Source organism: Burkholderia diffusa, from assembly GCF_001718315.1.
GTDB classification, from domain to species: Bacteria; Pseudomonadota; Gammaproteobacteria; order Burkholderiales; family Burkholderiaceae; genus Burkholderia; species Burkholderia diffusa_B.
In genome coordinates, this window is the sequence record NZ_CP013362.1 from 2,752,977 (window position 1) to 2,775,513 (window position 22,537).

The following is a 22,537-nucleotide window of genomic DNA, read 5'->3' on the forward strand; positions in this document are numbered from 1 at the left end:
CAGTGGGGAGGATCAGGCGGCCGCCGGAATGGCAGTGCGGCCGCCGGTGCACCGTCATTCGAGCGGCGGCAGCACCATCGCGTGCGCGGCTTCGTTCTGGCGCACGCGGAACGCGGCGAGGCGGTTCGCGTAGTCGACCGACGTGCCGGACAGAATCGACACCGCGAACAGCGCCGCATTCGCGGCGCCGGCCTCGCCGATCGCGAACGTCGCGACCGGCACGCCCTTCGGCATCTGCACGATCGAGTGCAGCGAATCGACGCCCTTCAGGTACTTGCTCGCGACCGGCACGCCGAGCACCGGCACCGTGGTTTTCGCGGCCAGCATGCCGGGCAGGTGCGCGGCACCGCCGGCGCCCGCGATGATCGCGCGCAGCCCGCGCTCGCGCGCCTTCTCCGCATAGTCGAACATCTCGTCGGGCATCCGGTGCGCGGACACGACCTTCGCTTCGTACGGCACGCCGAATTCCTGCAGGATCGCGACCGCGTTCTTCATCACGTCCCAGTCGGAACTCGAACCCATCAGCACGCCGACGAGCGGCGCGCTGTGCGTGTGGGCAGTCTGGACTTCACTCATTTCGTGCGTTCCTTCCTTCAGGCGAGCGGCTGGCCGGTGATGCGCTCGAGCGCTTCCTGGTACTTCGCGGCCGTCTTCTCGACGACGTCGGCCGGCAGCGCCGGCGCCGGCGCGGTCTTGCCCCACGGCTGCGCCTCGAGCCAGTCGCGCACGAACTGCTTGTCGAACGACGGCGGATTGGTGCCCACCTGGTACTGGTCGGCCGGCCAGAAGCGCGACGAGTCGGCGGTCAGCACTTCGTCCATCAGGTACAGCTTGCCGTGATTGTCGAGGCCGAATTCGAACTTCGTGTCGGCGATGATGATGCCGCGCGTCGCCGCGTAATCGGCCGCTTCCTTGTACAGCTTGATCGAGATGTCGCGGATCGTCGCCGCCAGCTCGGTGCCGATGCGGCGCTCGGTTTCCTCGAACGTGATGTTCTCGTCGTGCTCGCCGAGTTCGGCCTTCGCGGCCGGCGTGAAGATCGGCTCGGGCAATTTCTGCGCGTTCTGCAGCCCTTCCGGCAGCTTCACGCCGCACACGGCGCCCGACTGCTGGTATTCCTTCCAGCCGCTGCCGGCCAGGTAGCCGCGCACGACCGCCTCGATCATGATCGGCTCGAGGCGCTTGACGACCACGGCGCGGCCCTTGACCTGCTCGACTTCATCGGCGGCGACGACCGCTTCGGGCGCGTCGCCCGTCAGGTGGTTCGGCACGATGTGCGCGAGCTTGTCGAACCAGAAGTTCGCCATCTGGTTCAGCACGCGGCCCTTGTTCGGAATCGGCTCGCCCATGATCACGTCGAATGCCGACAGGCGATCCGTCGTGACGATCAGGAGCTTGTCGTTGCCGACCGCGTAGTTGTCGCGGACCTTGCCGCGACCGAGGAGCGGCAGCGAGCGGAGCGTGGATTCGTAAAGGGTAGACATCGTCTTTTCGCAGATAAGGAGCCAAACAAAAAGGGAAACGCCGTTCCCCGCGGCAGGCGGGAACGGCGGTCTTGCAATGCGTCGGCAACCGGCCGGCGATCAGGCCCGCCGGTTGCCGGCCGGCCCTTGTTCGGCCGGACGGAACGGTCGCTCCAAGGGCCGGATCGAATCCGGCGCCGGGGCGGCCACCCTCGCCGCGGCGGCAAGACCGGGCGGGGCAATCGTACTACAGTCTCAACGCACGACCTGCGCAAGCGCGCCGGACTTGTACTGCTCGGCGATCTTGTCGAGCGAGACCGGTTTGATCTTCGCGGCCTGGCCTTCGCAGCCGAACGCGAGGTAGCGGTCGACGCACACCTTCTTTGCCGCTTCGCGCGCGGGCTTCAGGTAGTCGCGCGGATCGAACTTGCCCGGGTTCTCGAACATGCAGCGGCGGATCGCGCCGGTGATCGCGAGGCGCAGGTCGGTGTCGATGTTGATCTTGCGCACGCCGTGCTTGATGCCTTCCTGGATTTCCTCGACCGGCACGCCGTAGGTTTCCTTCATGTCGCCGCCGAATTCGCGGATCTCGGCCAGCAGTTCCTGCGGCACCGACGACGAGCCGTGCATCACCAGGTGCGTGTTCGGGATGCGTGCGTGGATTTCCTTGATGCGCTGGATCGACAGGATGTCGCCCGTCGGCTTCTTCGAGAACTTGTACGCGCCGTGCGACGTACCGATCGCGATCGCGAGCGCGTCGCACTGCGTGAGCTTCACGAAGTCGGCGGCCTGCTCCGGATCGGTCAGCAGTTGCTCGCGGGTCATCGTGCCTTCCGCGCCGTGGCCGTCTTCCTTGTCGCCCTTCATCGTCTCGAGCGAGCCGAGCACGCCGAGTTCGGCCTCGACCGTCACACCGATCGAGTGCGCCATCTCGACGACCTTGCGCGACACCTCGACGTTGTACTCGTACGAGGCGACCGTCTTGCCGTCGGCTTCGAGCGAACCGTCCATCATCACGCTGGTGAAGCCGCTGCGGATCGCGGCCATGCAGACGGCCGGCGACTGGCCGTGGTCCTGGTGCATCACGACCGGGATGTGCGGATACGATTCGACCGCCGCTTCGATCAGGTGACGCAGGAACGGCTCGCCCGCGTACTTACGCGCGCCGGCCGATGCCTGCATGATCACGGGCGCGCCGACCTGATCCGCCGCCGCCATGATCGCCTGGACCTGCTCCAGGTTGTTCACGTTGAAGGCCGGCAGGCCGTAACCGTGCTCTGCCGCGTGGTCCAGCAATTGACGCATTGATACGAGAGGCATTGTGGAACTCCTTGGAATGAAAACCGGTGCGCCCTGACGCCGGCGCGGCGCTCGGCCCCGTCGAAAGCGGGACGGCACGGCGCGGCTGAGCGTCGAATAGCCGCATTTTATCGCGAAGCGCCTCCGATTCCGACCGGCCGGTGGCGCGTACTCGCAATTTGTTACCTTCGCACGGCACAATCCGGGCAAAAAACAGAAAAAAAGCCGCGCGGGGCATCAGACCCCGCGCGGCTTTCGTCAGAAAACGGTGCCCGATCGCCCGGGCGGCCGGTGGACCGGTCAACGGCCGGCCCGGTGCATGCCGGTGCTCAGTAATGCTCGCCGACCCGCACGATCTTCAGCGTGTTGGTGCCGCCCGCCTGCCCCATCGGCTCGCCGACGGTGAGCACGACCATGTCGCCGTGCTGCACGTAGCCCTGCTTGACGACGATCTCGAGCGCGGCCTGCAGCGCCGAGTCGCGATCGCTGTTGAAGTCGACGTGCAGCGGCGTCACGTTGCGGTACAGCGCCATCGTGCGCTCGCTGCCGACGCGCGGCGTCAGCGCGAAGATCGGCACGTGCGTGTAGTGACGCGACATCCACAGCGCGGTCGCGCCCGATTCGGTCAGCGCGACGATCGCCTTGGCACCCAGGTGATACGCGGTGAACAGCGCGCCCATCGCGATCGACTGGTCGATCCGCGTAAACGTGCGGTCGAGGAAATCCTTGTCCAGCTCGACGTGCTCGGACTTTTCCGCCTCGACGCACACGGCCGCCATCGTCTCGATCGTGACGACCGGGTACTTGCCGGCGGCCGTCTCGGCCGACAGCATCACCGCGTCGGTGCCGTCGAGCACCGCGTTCGCGACGTCCGACACTTCCGCGCGGGTCGGCACCGGCGCGTGAATCATCGACTCCATCATCTGCGTCGCGGTGATCACGAGCTTGTTCGATTCGCGCGCCATCCGGATCATGCGCTTCTGCAGCGCCGGCACGGCCGCGTTGCCGACTTCCACCGCGAGGTCGCCGCGCGCGACCATGATGCCGTCGGACGCGTCGAGAATGCTCTGCAGCGCCGGAATCGCTTCCGCGCGCTCGATCTTCGCGATCATCTTCGGCTTGATGCCGTACGGCGCGCCCGCGATGTTCGCGAGCTGGCGCGCCATTTCCATGTCCGTTGCGTTCTTCGGGAACGACACCGCGACGAGATCCGCGCCGAGCGACATCGCCGTGCGGATGTCCTCCATGTCCTTCGCGGTCAGCGCGGGCGCCGACAGGCCGCCGCCCTGGCGGTTGATGCCCTTGTTGTTCGACAGCTCGCCGCCCACCTTGACGATCGTGTGGATCTCGTCGCCGAGCACGCGCTCGACGGTCAGCACGATCAGGCCGTCGTTCAGCAGCAGCAGGTCGCCCGGCTTGAGGTCGCGCGGCAGTTCCTTGTAGTCGAGGCCGACGCGCTCGTCGTTGCCGAGTTCACAGCCCGCGTCGAGGATGAAGGCCTGCCCCGGCACGAGCGTCGTCTTGCCGTTCTCGAACTTGCCGACGCGGATCTTCGGGCCCTGGAGATCGGCCATGATCGCGATCTCGCGGCCGACCTTGCGGGCGGCCTCGCGCACCATCTCGGCGCGCTGGCGGTGATCGTCGGCCGTGCCGTGCGAAAAGTTGAGCCGCACGACGTCGAGGCCCGCCTGCATCATCTGCAGCAGAATCTCCGGCGAACTGGAAGCCGGGCCGATCGTGGCGACTATCTTGGTGGCGCGCTGCATGAAACTCCTCATCTGGATCAAGGTGGATGCGCTGGGTGAAACGCTGCGAGAGCCGGAATCGGCAGGCCCAGCGGCGGCCGTTCCGGGGGGCGTGCCGGTGCTTGCGCCCGGCATCGCTTTGTTCTGAATCTCGTGGTGCTGCACGACCGCGTCGCCGGCGGCCGCCGGTGCGCGCGGGGTCGAGTTCGCCCGCGCGGGCGCGCGTTTGCGCTTGCCCGCGCCGGCCGGCTGCTCCGCCTTCGCGGAGCGCGCGGCCCTCACCCCTGCGCGCGCCGCCACGCTCAGGCCGCCCGCGTTTCGAGCACTTCCACTGCCGGCAGCTTCTTCCCCTCGAGGAACTCGAGGAAGGCGCCGCCGCCCGTCGAGATATAGCTGACCTGGTCGTGGATGCCGTACTTCGCGATGGCCGCGAGCGTGTCGCCGCCGCCTGCGATCGAGAACGCGGACGATTTGGCGATTGCGTCGGCGAGCGTCTTGGTGCCGTTGCCGAACTGGTCGAATTCGAACACGCCGACCGGGCCGTTCCAGACGATCGTGCCGGCCTTCTCGAGCTGGCTGGCGAGCGCCTTGGCCGTATCCGGGCCGATGTCGAGGATCATGTCGTCCGCTTCGATGTCGGCGACCTGCTTCACCGTGGCCGCCGCCGTCGGCGAGAATTCCTTGGCCGTCACGACGTCGGTCGGAATCGGCACCGACGCGCCGCGCTCACGTGCCTCGTCGATGATCGCCTTCGCCTCGGCGACGAGGTCGGCTTCCGCGAGCGACTTGCCGATCGACAGGCCGGCCGCGAGCATGAACGTGTTCGCGATGCCGCCGCCGACGATCAGCTGGTCGACCTTGCCGGCGAGCGACTTCAGAATCGTGAGCTTGGTCGACACCTTCGAGCCGGCGACGATCGCGACCAGCGGGCGAGCCGGGTTGCCGAGCGCCTTGCCGAGCGCGTCGAGTTCGGCGGCCAGCAGCGGGCCCGCGCACGCGACCGGCGCGTACTTCGCGATCCCGTGGGTGGTCGCTTCCGCACGGTGCGCGGTGCCGAACGCATCGTTCACGTAGACGTCGCAGAGCTTCGCCATCTTCTGCGCGAGCTCGTCCGAATTCTTCTTCTCGCCCTTGTTCACGCGGCAGTTCTCGAGCAGCACGACCTGGCCCGGCGCGACGTTCACGCCGTTCTCGACCCAGTTCGACACGAGCGGCACGTCGCGGCCGAGCAGTTCGGCGAGGCGCTTCGCGACCGGCGCGAGCGAGTCTTCCGGCTTGAATTCGCCTTCGGTCGGACGGCCGAGGTGCGACGTGACCATCACGGCCGCGCCGGCGTCGAGCGCGGCCTTGATGGCCGGCACGGACGCGCGCACGCGCGTGTCTTCGGTGATGTTGCCGTGATCGTCCTGCGGGACGTTCAGGTCGGCGCGGATGAACACCCGCTTGCCGGCGAGCTGGCCGGCGGCGATCAGGTCGGTAAGACGCTTGACTTGGCTCATGTTGAACAGATTGAAGTAGTGGATGGGGAAAGGGGGTTCACGCTGGACGTGCGCGGGCTGCCGCGAAAGGGCGCCGGATGCGGCCGTGGCTGGCGGTTCGCATGACGCGCACGGGTAAAAAATCTCGAACGGGCATTCTAGCCGATCCGTCCGGCAGACTGACCCGTGCGGCGGCGAATTCCGCCTATTTGGGATCGCGCGCGGCCGCCGACATATTTCCGCAATGCAGCAATACATGCGCGCCGGTCGCCGACGCCCGGTGGACCGACACGGCGATTCGTCAGAAGATCAGCCGCAGGACGGTGAAGACGAGCATGCCGACAACGATCGTACCGAGCATGCTGCGCCGCCACAAAAACCAGCCGAGGCCGGCGAGCGCGGCATAGAACGGATGGTTGGACAGCGCGAACGACAGCCCGGCCGGCGTTTCGAGCACGTCGGGCAGCACGACCGCGACGAGCGCGGCGGCCGGCGCGTAGCGCAACGCGCGCTGCGCGCGCTCGGGCAGCACGGTGCGTTCGCCGCCGATCAGGAACAGCGCACGCGTGACGGCGGTGACGATCGTCATCCCGACGATCACGATCCAGATTTCCGTCGCGCTCATTCGACTTCCTTCTCGTGCACGGTTTCGGTGCGGATGCGGCGCCAGTCGGCGCGTTCGACGAAGAAATCGGCCGTGCAGCCGGCCGCGAGCGCTGCCAGCACCGCAATCGGCAGCGCGAGCCGGTACGGCAAGTCGAACGCGATCAGCGACACGATGCCCGCGACGGCAACGGCCGCGACCGTCGAGCGGTTCGCGACCGCCGACACGATGATCGGGAGCAGCGCGAGCGTGCCGGCCAGCTCCAGCCCCCAGCTCGCGGGAAAGAAGCTCGCGAGCAGGATGCCGGCGAGCGACGACACCTGCCACGACGCCCAGCTCGCGAGCGCCATCCCCCAGAAATACGCCTCCTTGCCCGGCACGTGGCCGTACGCGAAGCCCTGTTTCTGGAACAGCAGGTAGATCACGTCGCCGTTGAAATAGCCGATCGCGAGGCGCCGCCACAGCGGCAGGTAGGAAAAATGGGGCGCAAGCCCGGCGCTGAAGATCACGAAGCGCAGGTTGACCATCGCGGCCGTGAGCAGGATCGTCCAGATCGGCAGCTTCGCGACGAGCAGCGGCAGCACCGCCAGTTGCGACGAGCCCGCGTAGACGAAGATCGACATCGCGCTCGCCTGCCCGAGGGTCATCACCGACTTGCTCATCGCGACCCCGGTGACGAGCCCCCAGGACAGGATCGCCATCAGTGTCGGGGAATAGTCGCGCGCGCCCTGGATCAGCGCGAAGCGGTCGGTGGCGGACAATCGAGCGAGCATGGGAAGCGGGCCGCGGCGGGCAGTTCGCCGGGCCGCCGGCGCCTCCTGCCGGTAAGACCCGTCGTTATTGGAATCGGTACCGGGCGATTATAGCGCCGCCCCTGTGCCGATCGACCGGATCGCCTTCAAATGACGCTAAAATAAGCGTCTTTCCGGCTCAATGCTGCACACAACCCGCTGTACAACCGCTTCCCAGGAGAATCCTATGTCAATGGCCGACCGCGACGGCAAGATCTGGATGGACGGCAAGCTGATCGACTGGCGCGACGCCAAGATCCACGTCCTGACCCATACGCTGCACTACGGCATGGGCGTCTTCGAAGGCGTGCGTGCGTACAAGACGGCCGACGGCAGCACCGCGATCTTCCGTCTGCGCGAGCACACCAAGCGTCTGCTGAATTCGGCGAAGATCTTCCAGATGGACGTGCCGTTCGACCGGGAAACGCTCGAAGCCGCGCAGCTCGAAGTCGTGCGCGAAAACAAGCTCGAGTCGTGCTACCTGCGCCCGATCATCTGGGTCGGCTCGGAAAAGCTCGGCGTGTCGGCGAAGGGCAACACGATCCACGTCGCGATCGCCGCATGGCCGTGGGGCGCGTATCTCGGCGAGGACGGCCTCGCGAAGGGCATCCGCGTGAAGACGTCGTCGTTCACGCGCCACCACGTGAACGTGTCCATGGTGCGCGCGAAGGCGTCGGGCTGGTACGTGAACTCGATCCTCGCGAACCAGGAAGCAACCGCCGACGGCTACGACGAAGCGCTGCTGCTCGACGTCGACGGCTACGTGTCCGAGGGCTCCGGAGAGAACTTCTTCCTCGTGAACAACGGCAAGCTGTACACGCCGGACCTGTCGTCGTGCCTCGACGGCATCACGCGCGACACGATCATCACGCTCGCGAAGGACGCCGGCATCGAGGTGATCGAGAAGCGCATCACGCGCGACGAGGTCTACACGGCCGACGAAGCGTTCTTCACGGGCACGGCCGCCGAAGTCACGCCGATCCGCGAGCTCGACAACCGCACGATCGGCAGCGGCGCGCGCGGCCCGGTCACGGAAAAGCTCCAGTCGGCATTTTTCGATATCGTGTCGGGCAAGAACGCGAAGTACGCGCACTGGCTGACGAAGGTCTGAGCGCGCTGCGCCACCGACCGCCCCACAAAAGAGTGATAAGAGAAAGTCTCATGAGTGAAATCAAGGAAATGCCGCTGGTCGAACTGACGGCCAAGGATCTCCCCGCCTACTGCCCGAACCCCGCCATGGCGCGCTGGAGCGCGCACCCGCGCGTGTTCATCGACGTATCGCACGGCGAGGCACGCTGCCCGTACTGCGGCACGCGCTACAAGCTGCGCGACGGCGAGGTGGTCAAGGGCCACTGAGCCCCTGCCGGGCCCGCGGGCCCGCCGCACGCGAGGCGGCGCAGCCGGAACCCCGGCGCGCCGCCCTTTTCCTGTTCTGACAACCCGAACGCGGTGCATGCGCGCCGTGCTTCATTACGACATCGGAAGTCGACCTGATGCGTCGAGCGCTGGTTATCGCACCGAACTGGATCGGTGACGCATTGATGGCGCAGCCGCTTTTTGCGCTGCTGAAGAAGCTCCATCCCCGCATCGCGATCGATGCCGTCGCGCCCACGTGGGTCGCGCCCGTGCTCGAGCGGATGCCCGAGATCCACGATGTCTACGCGACCGACCTCGCGCACGGCAAGCTGCAGCTGCTGCGCCGCTGGCAGCTCGCGACCGACCTGCGCGACGTCGGCTACGACGCGGCGTACGTGCTGCCCAATTCGCTGAAGTCCGCGGTGATCCCGTGGCTCGCGAACATCCCGCTACGTATCGGCTACACGGGCGAGCACCGCTACGGCCTGCTGAACGTGCGGCACGCGAACCCCGACAAGTCGGCCGAGCGTGCGCCGATGACGACCCACTACGCGGCGCTCGCGTATGCGCCGGGCGCGAAGCTGCCCGAGTCGATGAAGACGCTGCCCGCGCCGCGCCTCGACGCCGACCTGAACGAGACGGCGCGCGTGTCCGCACGTTTCAATCTCGATACGCGAAAGCCGCTCGTCGTGTTCTGCCCCGGCGCGGAATACGGCCCGGCCAAGCGCTGGCCGCCCGAGCATTTCGCGACGCTCGCGACGATCGTCCACCAGTCGTTCCCGTACACGCAGATCGTCGCGCTCGGTTCGCAGAAGGACGCCGCCGCCGCGCAGGCGATCGCCGACCACGCGCCGAACGTGCGCAATCTGTGCGGGCAGACGTCGCTGTCCGAGGCGTGCGCGCTCATCGCGCGCGCGAACGCGGTCGTGACCAACGATTCCGGGCTGATGCACGTCGCGGCCGCGTTGCGCCGGCCGCTCGTCGCGCTGTACGGCTCGACGGATCCGCGCCACACCCCTCCGCTGTCGGAGCTGGCGAAGGTACAATGGCTGCATCTCGAATGCAGTCCCTGCTTCCAACGCGAGTGCCCGCTCGGCCATCTGAACTGCCTGCGCGAACTCGGTCCCGAGCAGGTATTCGGCGATTTGCGCGGCATGCTCGTCGGGCAGCGCTGACCCTGGCCGGCAGCGTCGCACGACGCGCCGGGCAATCCGATTCACCGGTGTACGGCAGCTCCACCTGGGCCGCCGTGCTGAATACGGCGCGCGACGCGCGCGAGAGATAACCCCGATGCCACGTTTTGCCCGCCTTTTCGAAGCCGCTGCCGATACGCTGAACGCTTACTACCAGGCCGTCGCCGATGCCAATCTCGACGCGCTGCTGGGGTTGTGGATCGACGAGGACTTCGCCAGCTGCGTCTGGGCCGACGGCGAGCATCTGCACGGCCTCGACCAGATCCGCAGCGGGTTGGCGAACCGCCTCGCGACGCGTCCCGTGACGATCGAGCCGCTCGACATCCGCGTATACGACAGTCTCGGCACCGTCGTCTACACAATCGCCGAAGCGCACCAGCAGGCCGACCTGACGGCCGAACCGGACATGGTTTTTGCCACGTACGTGATGATCCACGAACGCGGCGAGTGGCGCATCGCGCATATTCACGCGAGCCCGATTCCCGAACAAGCGGCCGGACAATTCGCCGCGAAGATCCGTCACGGGCAGGGTCCGCTGCACTGACGAAGAACGAAGCAACGCATTAGCGGGGCGATCATGAGTACGGCTTCTCCGCCCACCTCGCCGCTGACCGGGGCCCCGGCCCCCGACGACGATTCATTGCGCTATCGCGCACCGCGCTGGCTGCCGAACAGCCATGCCCAAACCATCGTGCCCGCGCTGTTCGCACGGCGTCCGGCCGTCGCGTACCGACGAGAGCGATGGGAAACCCCCGACCACGACTTCATCGATCTCGACTGGGTCGCGCATCTCGACAGTGCCGCGCCGCCGCCCGACGCGCCGCTGTTCGTGCTGTTCCACGGCCTCGAAGGCAGTTCCGGCTCGCACTACGCGCTGGCGATGATGGCCGCTGCGCGCGCGAAGGGCTGGCACGCGGTCGTCCCGCACTTTCGCAGCTGCAGCGGCGAGCTCAACCGGCAGCCGCGCTTCTACCATCTCGCCGACAGCGCCGAAGTCGACTGGATCCTGCGCCGGCTTGCCGCGCAGCATCGCGGGCCGGTCGTCGCGGCCGGCGTGTCGCTCGGCGGCAACGTGCTGCTGCGCTGGCTCGGCGAGCATCGCAGCGACACGTCGATCGTGCATGCGGCCGCCGCGATTTCGACGCCGATCGACGTGCACGCGGGCGGCCGCGCGCTGTCGCAAGGCTTCGCGATGGTCTATACGCGCAGCTTCCTGAAGACGCTGAAGCGCAAGGCGCTCGCGAAGCTCGATCAGTATCCGGGGCTATTCGACCGCGACGCGATGCTGCGCGCCGTGACGATGCGCGACTTCGACGAAGTCGTGACCGCGCCGCTGCACGGCTTCGCAAACGCAGACGACTACTGGACCCAGGCCACGACGCGCCCGCTGCTGCCCGCGATCGACGTGCCGACGCTGATCCTCAACGCCCGCAACGATCCGTTCCTGCCCGAATCCGCGCTGCCGAGCGCCGCCGACGTGTCGCCGGCTGTCGAGCTCGACCAGCCCGCGCACGGCGGCCATGCGGGGTTCATGACCGGGCCGTTCCCCGGGCGCCTCGACTGGCTTTCGGCGCGCGTGTTCGGCTATTGCTCGAAATTCGTCGACCATGGATGACATCGTCAGGCAGGCCCTCGCCAAGTGGCCGAACGTGCCGCACTGCACCGGCTGGCTGCTGCTCGACCGGCGCGGCCAGTGGCGGCTGCGCGACGACGCCGCACAGGCCGCGGGCGAGCTCGGCTCGCCGGTCCGGCATGCGGCATTGAACGCGTTCATCGGTCGCAACTACGACTGCGACGCGCACGGCCAGTGGTTCTTCCAGAACGGGCCGCAGCGTGTGTATGTCGAGCTTGCCTATACGCCGTGGGTCGTGCGTCTGGCCGAACGCAACGGACAACTTGCGTTGACCGACCAGACCGGCGCACCGTTCGAGCCCGACGCCGCATGGCTCGACGATGCGGGCGGCGTGCTGTTTCGCGCGGCCGGCTCGCCGCCGCGCATCGCGGCGCTGCACGACCACGACCTCGGCCTGTTCGCCGATCACGCGGACTTCGACACGACACCGCCGGTGCTGCGCTGGCGCGACGGGCGCACGCTGTCGCTCGGCAATCTCGCCTGCGCCGACGTGCCGGCGACGTTCGGCTTCGTCGCGAGTCCCGCGCAGCGGGCGCGGCGCGACGCATCGGACGGCCACGATGGTCTCATCGAAGGCTGACGCGCAATCCCCCCTGCTCGCCTGACGGTCGTTATCCGCGGCCGTTCTTCTCGTCCTCGCGCTCTTCCTTGTAGCGCGCCTCGAATTCCAGCAGCCGCGCGCCGATGATCGACTGGTCGTAGAACGACACATCCTTCGCGTCGCGCGCCTCCTTCAGCTGGCGAATCGCCGACGGCCACGCGCCGTCGAGCGCCAGCTTCTCCGCGAGCGCGCGACGCCGCGCGAGCACGTCGCCCCGGCCGTCGCTCGCTTTCGCGAGATAGTCCCACCAGTCCGGCTGCTCGGGATCCGCTTGCGCCTCCTTGCGCGCGAGCGTCTGTGCTTCGGCGAAGCGGCGCGCGGCGATCAGCGCCTGCAGGTGCGCGACGATCGCCGCGTGCGACGCCGGCCAGCGCCGCTGCGCGAGCGCCGCGAGCCGCACCGCATCGTCGGTCCGGCCCGCGCGGCGCGCGATGTCGGCGGCGAGCACGTCGAGGCTCGGCGAACTCGTTTCGGGATCGTCCGCGCGCCGTTCGCGCGCGTCGAACGCGGCGCGGGCCGATGCGAGCGCCTTGTCGGCCGCGTCGTACTGGCCGAGCAGCGTGTTCGCGAGTGCGATCCCGTACGCGTTCGCCGCGACGTTCGGCGCCGTGCGATCGTCGAGCTCGAGCTGCATCCGGCGCGCTTCGGCCGCGATGTCGTTCGGCGCGCGGTTCTGCAGGATGCGCAGCCGTGCGCGCACGAAGCCGTATTCAGCCGACTGGCGCGGCTGCCGGTATGGCGCGCGGCGCGCGCGATCCTCCATGTCGGCGATCCGTTCGCCCGTCAGCGGGTGCGTACGCGCATAGGCAGGCACGCCTGCGTCGCCCATCGATGCGCGCTCGAGCCGTTCGAAGAAGCCCGGCATCCCGTACGGGTCGTAGCCGGCGCCGGCGAGCAGCTGGAACCCGACGCGATCGGCCTCGCGCTCCGCCGAGCGCGAGAAGCGCAGCTGGTTGTCCACCGCGTACGCCTGGCCGCCCATCGCGATCGCGCTGCCGAGATCGCCGCTTCGTGCGAGCACGCCCGCCAGCACGCCGAGCAGCATCGTCGCGAGCGCCGTGTAGCCGGTCTTCTCGTTCGCGCCGATCATCCGCGCGATGTGCCGTTGCAGCACGTGGCCCATCTCGTGGCCGACCACCGATGCGAGTTCGGATTCCGTCTGCGTCGTGACGACCAGTCCGCTGTTGATCCCGATGAAGCCGCCCGGCATCGAGAACGCGTTGATCTGCGGATCGCGCACCGGGAACAGTTCGAAGTCCGGCATGTAGCCGCCGATGTAGCGCGCCGCCGCCGCGGCCGCGAGCCGCTTCGCGATCGTGTTCAGATAATCGCGCGCGAGCCAGTCGTCGAGATAGTCCGGGTCGCGCCGCACCTCGCGCATCACGCGCTCGCCGAGACGGCGCTCGGCCTGCGGCGTGAGCGAACCGCCGGAGCCGTCGCCGAGGTCGGGCAGTTCCAGCGCGCGCAGCGGTGCGCGCAGGCTCGCGACGGGTGCGGATGCGCCGTCGGCGCCGGAAAACCGGCTCTCCGCACCGCCGTAAGTGCCGAATACGCCGGTCGCGATGCCGGACGGCACCGTGGAAATCGATGGCGACGCGCCTGCCGCCGGCTCGAGCGGCAGCGCGGACGTGCGCTGTGCATGGCCGCTCGGCGGCAACACGAGCGCCGCCGACAGCGACACGGCAAGCAACTGTTTGACACGCATGGCAGGATGAAAGCGACGCCGTCCCGCGCGCCGGGCGCGCATCGCGGCGTTTGGTCTGAATATTCGGGTCATTGTACCGGCGACATCGCGACTGTCCCGCGCGGCATATGCGCCATCTGCGCGCTCGGTGCCGCGAAGGCCACTGCTATGATAGGCGCCCGTTGAAACGTTGGATCGGATCGGGTGCAGAGACGGGATTCGGTGCCCCGGCCGATCGCGAAGCAGGAGCGAGGGACGCGCTCGCGCGCACTCCGCTCCACTGGAGCAAGACATGTCAGGACTCACCCATTTCGACGCCGCGGGCCACGCACACATGGTCGACGTCGGCGGCAAAGAGGAAACGCAACGCATCGCGATCGCGCGCGGCACGATCCGGATGCTGCCGGCGACGTTCGAGCTGATCCGCGACGGCAAGGCGAAGAAAGGCGACGTGCTCGGCGTCGCGCGCATCGCCGCGATCCAGGGTGCGAAGCGCACCGCCGAGCTCATTCCGCTGTGTCACCCGCTCGCGCTGACGCGCGTGGCCGTCGACTTCGAGCTCGACGACGCACTGCCGGGCGTGCGCTGCATCGCGCAGGTCGAGACGTTCGGGCGTACCGGCGTCGAGATGGAAGCGCTGACTGCCGTGCAGGTCGGGCTGTTGACCGTGTACGACATGTGCAAGGCGGTCGATCGGGGGATGGTGATCACCGAGGTGAGCGTCAGGGAGAAGCGCGGAGGGAAGTCGGGGGACTGGAAGGCGGGGGACGCGGCGGATTGAGCGGCGCAGGGCCGGTCGATCCGACTTGCATGACCATGCCCGACCGGTCGGCGTGCGTGCCCCGCCACGCCGACGCTCTGACCATCCTTGAAATATCGTTGAAAGGCAAATTCGAGATAACTGTCGTTTTTCTCATACAATTACCGGATTCCGCACGGGAGAGCGTGCGACCCAGCACAAAAAAATCGAGCACGGGTGATGAATTCGCAAGCATTGAGAAACGCACTGCAGGCAGGGCCAATCCAGGACGAACGACTCGTCAAGCTGGAGACGCCGCTCGGCCCTGACGTCCTGCTGCCCCATCGCGTCAAGGGACGATCGCGGCTCGGGCGTCATTTCGAGTTCACCGTCGATGCCGTGTCGGTATCCGACGACATCGCGCTCAAGAAACTGATCGCCCAACCCGTCACGCTGCGGATCCAGCAGACCGACCGGTCGTACGCACCGCACCACGGATATGTGCACGCGGCACGCCGGCTCGGGTCGGACAGCGGCCTCACGCACTACCAGATCGTCTTCGCGTCATTCCTGCATTTCCTGAAGTTCCGCCGCGACCAGCGTATCTGGCAGGACAAGCCGGCCGACGAGATCATCGCCGACGTGCTGAACCAGCATCCGCAAGCCAGGGGCTGCTTCGAGTTCAGGCTCTACCGGCCGCTGCCGTCCCGATCGTTCTGCATGCAATACGAGGACGACTGGAACTTCGTGCATCGCCTGCTGGAATCGGAAGGCCTGTACGGCTTCTGGGAGCAGGCGCAAGACGGCAAGTCGCACAAGCTCGTCGTCGTCGACACGATCGACGCGCTGCCCGCGCTGTCGCCGCAGAGCGTGCGCTTTCATCACGCCGGCGCGCGCGACGAGGCCGACACGCTCGTCCAGTTCTCCGGCACGCGCACGCTGCGCAGTGTCGAGCGCACGACGCGCACGTTCGACTACAAGCAGCCGCCCACTGCGTCGAATCCGAAGGCAACCCACACGCCGACGATCGCGAACCAGGGCGACCTGCCGCAGCAGCTCGAAGTCTACGAATACACCGGCGCCTACACATACGCCGAACAGTCTCGCGGCGATCATCTGTCGAAGATCTGGATGGAGCAACAAGAGTCGCTTGCGAAGCGTTTTCACGGCGTGGGCGGCGTCCGGCGCATGGACGCGGGTCGCACGTTCGAACTCGCCAATCACCCGGAACACGACAAGGACGATGTCGGCCAGCGCCGCTTCGCCGTGATCAAGACGGTCTGGCGCATTGTCAACAACCTGCCCGTCGCCGATCGCCAGGCCAGGTTCCCGCACAGCCTGGAGGCCGAAATCGACGAACTGGTGCGGGCTGGCGGCACGGACCTGCCGCACGTCCGGCATCCGGACGGCAGCGAAGGCATTTTCCAGGTCAGCATCGAAGCGCAGCGCACGACCGTGCCCTTCCGCAGCCCGTTCGAGCATCCGAAGCCGCCGATGCATCTGCAATCGGCGATCGTCGTCGCGCCGCAAGGCGAGGAAGTCCACACCGACGAACTCAACCGCATCAAGGTCCGATTCCACTGGGATCGTCTCAATGACGGCGACGAGAAGGCTTCGTGCTGGCTGCGCGCCGCCGCGTCGGATTCAGGCAATGGCTACGGCGCCGTTCATCCGCATCGCAGCGGCGAGGAAGTGCTGGTCGATTTCCTCGGTGGCGACTGCGATCGTCCGATCGTCGTCGGAAAGGTGTACAACGGCGCGACCCGTCCGCAATGGCACAGTAACGGGATCCTGTCCGGATACCGATCCAGGGAATATTCGGGCGCGGGCTACAACCAGCTGGTGCTCGACGATGCAACATCGCAGAACCGCGTGCATCTGTACAGCAGCCAGGCCAACACGCACCTGCACCTCGGCTACCTGATCGACCATACCGGCAACGACCGCGGCGGCTATCTCGGCAGCGGCTTCGACCTGCGCTCCAATGCATTCGGCGCGGTCCGCGCGAACCGCGGCCTGTACGTCACGACGCATCCGAAACAACCGGCGAGCCAGCCGCTCGATGTGAAGGAAACGCAACAGCAGCTCGTCAGGGCGGAGGGCCTGATGGAAGCGATGTCGGAACTCAGCACGCAGCATCAGGGCGAGTCGCTTGACGCCGGTCATTCGGCGCTGAAGCAGTTCAGCGACGCGACGCAGAACAGCGTGAGCGGCAGCGCGTCGGGCGGGCGAACCGGCGGCGGCGGAACCGGAAGCGCCAATGCATTCAAGGAGCCGGTGATGCTGTTCGGCAGCCCGGCCGGCATCGCGCTCGCGACGCAACAATCCGTGCAGTTCGCCGCGGACAAGCACGTCAACCTCGTCAGCGGACAAAGCCTGCACGTCGCTGCCGGGAAGTCGCTCATCGCGAGCGTCCTCGACCGGATCAGCCTGTTCGCGCAGAACGCGGGCATGAAGCTGTTCGCCGGCAAGGGCAAGGTGGAAATCCAGGCGCACGCGGACAACATCGAACTGACTGCGCAGAAGTCGCTGAAACTGCTGGCGGCTACGCAGTCGATCGAAGGCGCGGCAGCGAAGGAGATCCTGCTGACGTCCGGCGGCGCCTACATCCGCATCGCGGACGGCAACATCGAAGTGCACGCGCCCGGCAAGATCGACATCAAGGGAGCGCAGCACGTGTTCGACGGCCCCACGCACCTGTCGCAAACCCTGCCGACGCTGCCGAACTCGAACGGCAACTACGACCAGGCGTTCATCGCGCACTGGGCCGGCACCGACATTCCGGTCGCGAATACGCGATACCAGATGTTCTCGAACGGCACGCTGATCTCGGAAGGCGTCACCAACGCGGGAGGCGAGACGGGACTCACGCAGAGCCACGTGCCGCATGACGTCGTCGTCAAGTTTTTAGGGAAATCGAATGGCTGACGTGCAACAGAAGGACAACGTGCTGGGTACCGGCGCCGGGATGCTGACGCCGACGGGGTACAAGGATCGGCCGAAAGTGGCGATCCAGATCTGTGACAAGCATGTCACGCCGGCACCCAAATGGATCGTCGGCACCTGTCCGTTCTACTATCGGCCGCTTCATGGCGCGTATCTGGAGACGGTCGAAAAGGTAAGCATGTCGAGCATTTGGTCGACCATCAAGGCCTTCGCGCTATCGTGGGATCCGTGGACCGACTCCGATGTGGCGCACAAGCTCCTGCATCGGCGCGAGCGATTGATAGAGCCGGAGAGTTCGGACTCCGACTGGTCGCGGCATGGAAACTTCATGATGCGCCATATCGGGTGCGGGCATAAGCCGCCCGATTACTACATCAGCTACGGCTACTACTACTGCTCCGACTATGGAGCGAATCTCTACCCTCGACTCAGCCCGCAGGGAAAGGCATGGTTGAATAAGGCGCGGAAGCTGCTTCAGGTCAACATGGAAGACGGGCTCAATCAAAACATGATGGGCGATACGATCCAGATGGCCAGCACGACGCCGGGAAACGGTGGCGTCGATATGAAGTGGCCACAGTTCGAGCTGGAAATGAACACCGAGAAATTCAAGGAATTCGCGTTCAAGACGCACCCGATGGCTTATCTCGACGGGGGGCTGGCGGATCTGCCGATCATGGACCTCGTCAGGATCGGTACACGCCCGAACATTCAGGAGTGGGGCGACGGTAGAACGTGGGGACAGGCGGTCGATTCGGCCATTCCCGTTCTGAGGAACAAGGCCGAAGCGTGGGACGTCGACGATCCGGTCGGCAAGGCGCTCGGAAGGCTGTTGGTGAAATGACATGCGACTGGGAAAACGATGGCTTTGGGTCGCGGGATGCGTTCTTGTTCTGCCGATCGCTATTTACGGATACACGGAAATGACTTCAGGGTGGGAAACGGTATCGACCGAATTCATGCGCAACGACAAGCCATACGGCGCCGGCGCATTTCGCGTGCAACGCAACGACTTCATGTCGCTGAAGGTTGCGAGACCGGAACTCAGATTCAAGCCGGAAAGCGAGCAGAAGAATCCCGACGTCGCGGAATTCGCCGAACCCTGGATGGATGATTCGAACCAGCGGCTGAATCGTTCGACCGTCAGTTTCCTGCGCGGCACGCTGGGAGGCAGCGTCGCGCGCCACTTCCAGCAACCGGGACAGACCGCTTCATGGTGGTACACGCCCGACTGGCGGGTCCTGTACGTCAGCACGGGCTGGATGGACTATGCGGCACCGCGTCCCGCCGACGGGGCCTCCCCGCAGACAACCAGACTCTGGAAGTCGAGCGATGGCGGGCTGCATTGGTCCCAGCTGGAATGGCCGGCGGAGCGCAACATCAATCGCTTGCTGTTCATTGATGCGCAACGGGGCTATGCGATCGGCTGGGGGCCACGCGTATGGCGAACGGCCGACGGCGGGCAATCGTGGCAGGAAATCAAGCAGCCGCCCGGTTCCATCATCCAAGGCAAGCCGCGCCGGACTTTCGACGGTACCAACCTCGGTCCCGACGGTGTACTGCGTGTTGCATGTCAGGTTGAGGACGCCGAGCATCCGCAACCGGTAACAGTCGTATGGCGGCTCGCGTGGAATCAGCAGGACTTCGCCCGGGAAACCGTGCTTCCCGGACAAGTTATCGTCAGCCTCGAATCGCCGCCGGCACCGGCCCGGGATTACGCACTGTATGCGTTGTCGCGTACAAGCAGCGAATCCGGCCAAGGTCGTGGTACGGGCGTCATTTCGACCTGGACCAGCGAGCACCCCGAGCACGTCGAGGAGTTGCATGCGTTCGACAGCCCGCTGACACTCAACGGACTGAGCGCGGGTCGTAACGGCGTCCTGCTCGTCCACGCAACCGATCCGAACACCGCGAACGGCGGTGGTGCCCCGATCGACCTGACGATCAGCAGCACCGACGGTGGAAAGACGTGGCGGCAAACCACCGACAAGGCCTCGCAGGGCGGCTACTTCGATCCACAAACGAATACGCTCTATTCGGTGTTCGCCTACACGCTGCGCAAACGGCAATTCTGATCGCTGACTGATGCGTTTGCCGGGGGCGACGTCCGCGGACACCGGGCAATGTGAATCTTGCGCTACCGCGTCGACGGTGACACCGTGTAGCGCGTGCAGCCCGTCGGGGTCAACGGCCGCGATTTCGTCGACGAATGGCTGAACGTGGATGATGCGCTTGCGCGCGAATGGAGTGACCCTGCGGCCGCCACGACAACGCCGAAAGCGCGGCAAGCGCTCAACGCGGAATGCAAGGCACCCGAGACCGGGTCGCCGGACAGAAATCAACATCGAGCGGCTGGTGCAACGCGCCGGCCGCGCATCATTCGCCCCGTCGCGGCTCGAACACGAACGGTTGCGTGAGCAGAAACGGATTCGCGGTGGCGCCCGTCTGCGCGCAGGTCGCGTGCGTCATCGCGTCGACGGCCGCGCGGTCCGCCGCAGCATTGCGGCTGCTCGTCGTCACGGTCACGTTCTGCGCTTCGCCCGACGTCGTCATCAGCGCGCGCACGAGCACGGTGACGGAGCGCGTGAGCGGCTTCGCGGTTTCGGGATAGACCGCGCGTGGAATGTGGCAGGTCAGCTTGCTTTCCTGCGACGACGACAGCATCGCGCAGCCGGACGACAGCACGGCGACGGCGGGCAGGATCAGGATGGTCGAGCGAAGGGTCATGGTCGAATATCGTTCTTCAGTACTGTTCCGTTCCGGACAAGCGCCGCGCCGGTGGACATCGTCCGCCAGCATCGCATGCGTTGCCTCACGACGCGGCCGGCGAACCGGCGCCCCGTTACGGCCGCGCGACGATGGCTGCCCGGTCGCGATCCTGCTTGGCGGGTTCCCCGGAGATCCGAGGGCTGCATTCGCGCCGGCGGCCCGCACCGGGCGACCTTGACGCGAACGCTTTCGCGCATTGTGCACGCGCCGCCTCGCGCTTGGCGTCAATTTAACAATGGTTGACGCGAATCACGCTAGGTTCGGCGGGCATCCATTCTCCATGGGAAGCAATCGCGCCACCGTCCCGGGCCGCCGCCGCTCGCGTGCCTCGCCATGTTCCGACCAGCACCGGGATTCCCCGCCCGGCGCCGCTCCGCGTCACTCCGAGTCGTCGTCCGTGTCGTCGTCGGCGGCGTCGGCAGGGACTTCCCCGTACTTCGCGACGACGGCCGCCTTGAACCCCTTCAGCGCCGGCTGCTGGTCGCACAGCTTGTACAGCGCCGCGAGCTGCTGCGGCCAGTCCTTCAACTCCTTCGCGAACACATGCAGGCGCGCGACCGTATCGAGGGCATCGGCTTCGCGACCGGCCAGCGCCTGCAGCGCCGCATAACGGCGCAGCACCGTCTCGCCGGGCAGCAGCGCGATCGCACGCTCATGCGCGACGAGTTTGAGCGGCAGGTTGTCCGGCGAAATCGTCAGCAGCGTGGCCGCCCCGTAATCGCCCCACGCACCGAACAGCAGCGAAGGCGCATCGCGGTACTGCGCGGCCGGATCACTGCCGTAATACAGCACTTCCGCGCGCTGGTAGTCGCGCAGCACGGGTACCGCCGCCAGCACGCCGCCGACCGACAGCACCGCGAACAGCCCGAACGCCGCACGGCCCGGCAGGATGCGCAGCGGCTTCACGTCGAGCAGGCCGATCACGAACATCGCCGGCAGCAGGAAGAACATGTACTGCTGCGGATATTCGACGAGCGCGTGCATCAACAGGATGCCGATCAGCGCGAGGCCGAACACGCGCGTGCTCGACTGCGGCGCGCGCACCGCGCGCACGAACCACGTCACGAGCGCGGCGACGAGCACGCCGAGACCGACGAGGCCGGACTTCGCGAGCAGGTCGATGAAGATGTCGTGCGAGTTGTTCGCGATCTCGACACCGCCGAGCGTCCGCACGAGCGCGAACTGGTGCGACGGGAACTCGCCCCAGCCGACGCCGAGCACGGGATGCTCGCGGAACATCGCAAGCCCGTACTTCCACAGCGCGAGGCGCGGCGCGATCTGCCCCGCGTCGCGCATCCGTTCGGCCGCCGACTCGGCGAGCCCCAGATGGAAATGCACGTTGGCCCAGCGCACCGCGACGTTCACCGCGACGAAAGTCACCGCGAGCGCGACCGGCATCACCCATGCACGGCGGTTGCCCGGCGCACGACGCGACTCGAGCCACGCCATCCAGAAGCCCGCGACGACCAGCACCGCGACTTGCAGCCACGGGCCGCGCGACACCGTCAGCGCGAGCCCGACCGACAGCGCGATCGACAGCGCGAGCCATGCCCATACCGCGAGCCGGCGCGTCTGCACCAGATACATCGCGCCCGCGAGCGCGAACGCGATGTAGGTCGCCAGGTGGTTCGCCTGCGCCATGTTGCCGTACGGACGGCGATCGACCGCGATGTTGTACACCACCACGAACGGCGACACCGCGGATTCGAGATGGAACAGCTGCCCAACCTGGCTCGCGACCGCGAGCATCCCGCCGAGCAACAGCGCGCCAGACATCATTTGCGCGGTGGCTTCGGCAAGGCCCTCGCGAGCGAGCGTGTAGCCGGCCTGCATCGCGACCAGCGCGGCAGCCAGATAGCCGACCGCCAGCCAGTTCATCGACGGCACCTTCAGCGGCATCAGCGCGACCTGCGCGATCAGCACCGCCGCGAACCCGAGCGGCGCGACGAACGCGGCCGGCGCGGCGAACGGCTCGGCCGGGCGACCCGTGCGTGCGAGCAGCACGACGGAGAGCCCCACCAGCAGATACAGCACGAGTGCGGCAAACTCGGAATAGAAGGTCGGGATCGGATACGTATGATTCGTGATCGAGTACGGCACGATCAGGGCGACAGCCAGCGCAACGAGCGGCAACGAACGGGAAAAAGTAGAAGGCATGAGCGAACCGGATGTCAGCAACCGGCGCACTATACAAAACTTTCCCCCCTCTGTGCGGGCCCGTCGTGCCATCACCCAG

At 66.8% G+C, this 22,537-nt stretch carries 21 protein-coding genes and 1 pseudogene; 12 read left to right on the forward strand and 10 right to left on the reverse strand.

The window, feature by feature from the left end; genetic code table 11:
• Positions 1 to 54: 54 nt before the first annotated feature.
• The 4 genes from purE to pyk form a co-directional block, all read right to left on the reverse strand.
• Positions 55 to 576: a 5-(carboxyamino)imidazole ribonucleotide mutase gene (purE, locus tag WI26_RS12695; protein ID WP_059447773.1), complete on the reverse strand. Its 522-nt coding sequence runs from the start codon at positions 574 to 576 to the stop codon at positions 55 to 57.
• Positions 577 to 593: 17 nt separating this feature from the next.
• Positions 594 to 1,484 carry a phosphoribosylaminoimidazolesuccinocarboxamide synthase gene (locus WI26_RS12700; protein ID WP_059465699.1) on the reverse strand — a complete coding sequence of 297 codons (891 nt, stop codon included), beginning with the start codon at positions 1,482 to 1,484 and terminating at the stop codon, positions 594 to 596.
• A gap of 234 nt (positions 1,485 to 1,718) precedes the next feature.
• Positions 1,719 to 2,783 carry a class II fructose-bisphosphate aldolase gene (gene fba / locus WI26_RS12705; protein WP_069226095.1) on the reverse strand — a complete coding sequence of 355 codons (1,065 nt, stop codon included), beginning with the start codon at positions 2,781 to 2,783 and terminating at the stop codon, positions 1,719 to 1,721.
• Positions 2,784 to 3,091: 308 nt separating this feature from the next.
• The gene (gene pyk, locus WI26_RS12710; protein ID WP_059447904.1) at positions 3,092 to 4,528 is read right to left on the reverse strand and encodes a pyruvate kinase; all 1,437 of its coding nucleotides are present in this window, start codon (positions 4,526 to 4,528) and stop codon (positions 3,092 to 3,094) included.
• Between pyk and WI26_RS33245 the strand changes: the two genes are divergently transcribed.
• Positions 4,527 to 4,655 carry a hypothetical protein gene (locus WI26_RS33245; RefSeq protein ID WP_256097633.1) on the forward strand — a complete coding sequence of 43 codons (129 nt, stop codon included), beginning with the start codon at positions 4,527 to 4,529 and terminating at the stop codon, positions 4,653 to 4,655. The two genes, pyk and WI26_RS33245, sit on opposite strands and share 2 nt — an antisense overlap.
• A gap of 154 nt (positions 4,656 to 4,809) precedes the next feature.
• On the opposite strand, the gene WI26_RS12715 is transcribed toward WI26_RS33245, so the two are convergent.
• The 3 genes from WI26_RS12715 to WI26_RS12725 all read right to left on the reverse strand — a co-directional run bounded on the left by WI26_RS12715 (position 4,810) and on the right by WI26_RS12725 (position 7,362).
• A complete protein-coding gene (locus WI26_RS12715) occupies positions 4,810 to 6,006 on the reverse strand; it encodes a phosphoglycerate kinase (RefSeq protein WP_059465701.1) in 1,197 nt (398 codons plus the stop codon).
• A gap of 280 nt (positions 6,007 to 6,286) precedes the next feature.
• Complete coding sequence (locus tag WI26_RS12720; RefSeq protein ID WP_059511805.1) at positions 6,287 to 6,610, reverse strand: AzlD domain-containing protein; 324 nt, start codon at positions 6,608 to 6,610, stop codon at positions 6,287 to 6,289.
• Entirely contained in the window at positions 6,607 to 7,362 is a 756-nt protein-coding gene (locus WI26_RS12725; protein ID WP_059465703.1) for an AzlC family ABC transporter permease, read from the reverse strand. Before WI26_RS12725 ends, WI26_RS12720 begins: the two co-directional genes overlap by 4 nt.
• Positions 7,363 to 7,567: 205 nt before the next feature.
• On the opposite strand from WI26_RS12725, the gene WI26_RS12730 reads away from it, so the two are divergent.
• From WI26_RS12730 to WI26_RS12755, 6 genes are all read left to right on the forward strand, one after another.
• Complete coding sequence (locus WI26_RS12730) at positions 7,568 to 8,491, forward strand: branched-chain amino acid transaminase (protein WP_059447778.1); 924 nt, start codon at positions 7,568 to 7,570, stop codon at positions 8,489 to 8,491.
• Between the two features lie 50 nt (positions 8,492 to 8,541).
• Positions 8,542 to 8,736 (forward strand): zinc-finger domain-containing protein, encoded by a 195-nt coding sequence (locus WI26_RS12735; protein WP_006749970.1) that lies wholly within the window; start codon positions 8,542 to 8,544, stop codon positions 8,734 to 8,736.
• A gap of 137 nt (positions 8,737 to 8,873) precedes the next feature.
• On the forward strand, positions 8,874 to 9,911 hold the full coding sequence (gene waaF, locus WI26_RS12740; RefSeq protein ID WP_059465704.1) for a lipopolysaccharide heptosyltransferase II: 1,038 nt from the start codon (positions 8,874 to 8,876) through the stop codon (positions 9,909 to 9,911).
• A 115-nt stretch (positions 9,912 to 10,026) separates the two neighbouring features.
• Positions 10,027 to 10,473, forward strand: coding sequence for a nuclear transport factor 2 family protein (locus WI26_RS12745; RefSeq protein ID WP_006749968.1), 447 nt, complete (start codon positions 10,027 to 10,029; stop codon positions 10,471 to 10,473).
• 33 nt (positions 10,474 to 10,506) lie between these two features.
• Positions 10,507 to 11,544 carry a hydrolase gene (locus WI26_RS12750; RefSeq protein WP_059465705.1) on the forward strand — a complete coding sequence of 346 codons (1,038 nt, stop codon included), beginning with the start codon at positions 10,507 to 10,509 and terminating at the stop codon, positions 11,542 to 11,544.
• Entirely contained in the window at positions 11,537 to 12,142 is a 606-nt protein-coding gene (locus WI26_RS12755) for a DUF2946 family protein (protein ID WP_069226096.1), read from the forward strand. The genes WI26_RS12750 and WI26_RS12755 overlap by 8 nt, the downstream gene beginning before the upstream one ends.
• A gap of 31 nt (positions 12,143 to 12,173) precedes the next feature.
• Here WI26_RS12755 and WI26_RS12760 read toward each other — a convergent pair whose 3' ends face one another.
• Complete coding sequence (locus tag WI26_RS12760; protein ID WP_069226097.1) at positions 12,174 to 13,868, reverse strand: M48 family metalloprotease; 1,695 nt, start codon at positions 13,866 to 13,868, stop codon at positions 12,174 to 12,176.
• Positions 13,869 to 14,139: 271 nt separating this feature from the next.
• Here WI26_RS12760 and moaC point away from each other — a divergent pair, with 271 nt between their 5' ends.
• The 5 genes and pseudogenes from moaC to WI26_RS32975 all read left to right on the forward strand — a co-directional run.
• Positions 14,140 to 14,628: a cyclic pyranopterin monophosphate synthase MoaC gene (gene moaC, locus WI26_RS12765; RefSeq protein ID WP_069226098.1), complete on the forward strand. Its 489-nt coding sequence runs from the start codon at positions 14,140 to 14,142 to the stop codon at positions 14,626 to 14,628.
• Positions 14,629 to 14,826: 198 nt separating this feature from the next.
• Positions 14,827 to 17,514: a type VI secretion system Vgr family protein gene (locus tag WI26_RS12770; RefSeq protein WP_069226099.1), complete on the forward strand. Its 2,688-nt coding sequence runs from the start codon at positions 14,827 to 14,829 to the stop codon at positions 17,512 to 17,514.
• The gene (locus WI26_RS12775) at positions 17,507 to 18,376 is read left to right on the forward strand and encodes a hypothetical protein (protein ID WP_069226100.1); all 870 of its coding nucleotides are present in this window, start codon (positions 17,507 to 17,509) and stop codon (positions 18,374 to 18,376) included. The genes WI26_RS12770 and WI26_RS12775 overlap by 8 nt, the downstream gene beginning before the upstream one ends.
• Positions 18,377 to 18,455: 79 nt before the next feature.
• Positions 18,456 to 19,607, forward strand: coding sequence for a WD40/YVTN/BNR-like repeat-containing protein (locus tag WI26_RS12780; protein ID WP_069226101.1), 1,152 nt, complete (start codon positions 18,456 to 18,458; stop codon positions 19,605 to 19,607).
• 54 nt (positions 19,608 to 19,661) lie between these two features.
• Positions 19,662 to 19,856 (forward strand): annotated as a pseudogene (locus tag WI26_RS32975) (hypothetical protein); the annotation flags it as partial.
• A gap of 52 nt (positions 19,857 to 19,908) precedes the next feature.
• On the opposite strand, the gene WI26_RS12785 reads toward WI26_RS32975, so the two are convergent.
• The gene (locus tag WI26_RS12785) at positions 19,909 to 20,259 is read right to left on the reverse strand and encodes a TonB family protein (RefSeq protein ID WP_059506799.1); all 351 of its coding nucleotides are present in this window, start codon (positions 20,257 to 20,259) and stop codon (positions 19,909 to 19,911) included.
• A gap of 420 nt (positions 20,260 to 20,679) precedes the next feature.
• Positions 20,680 to 22,458, reverse strand: a complete 1,779-nt coding sequence (locus WI26_RS12790; RefSeq protein ID WP_069226102.1) for a PglL family O-oligosaccharyltransferase — start codon at positions 22,456 to 22,458, stop codon at positions 20,680 to 20,682.
• Between the last annotated feature and the right edge of the window lie 79 nt (positions 22,459 to 22,537).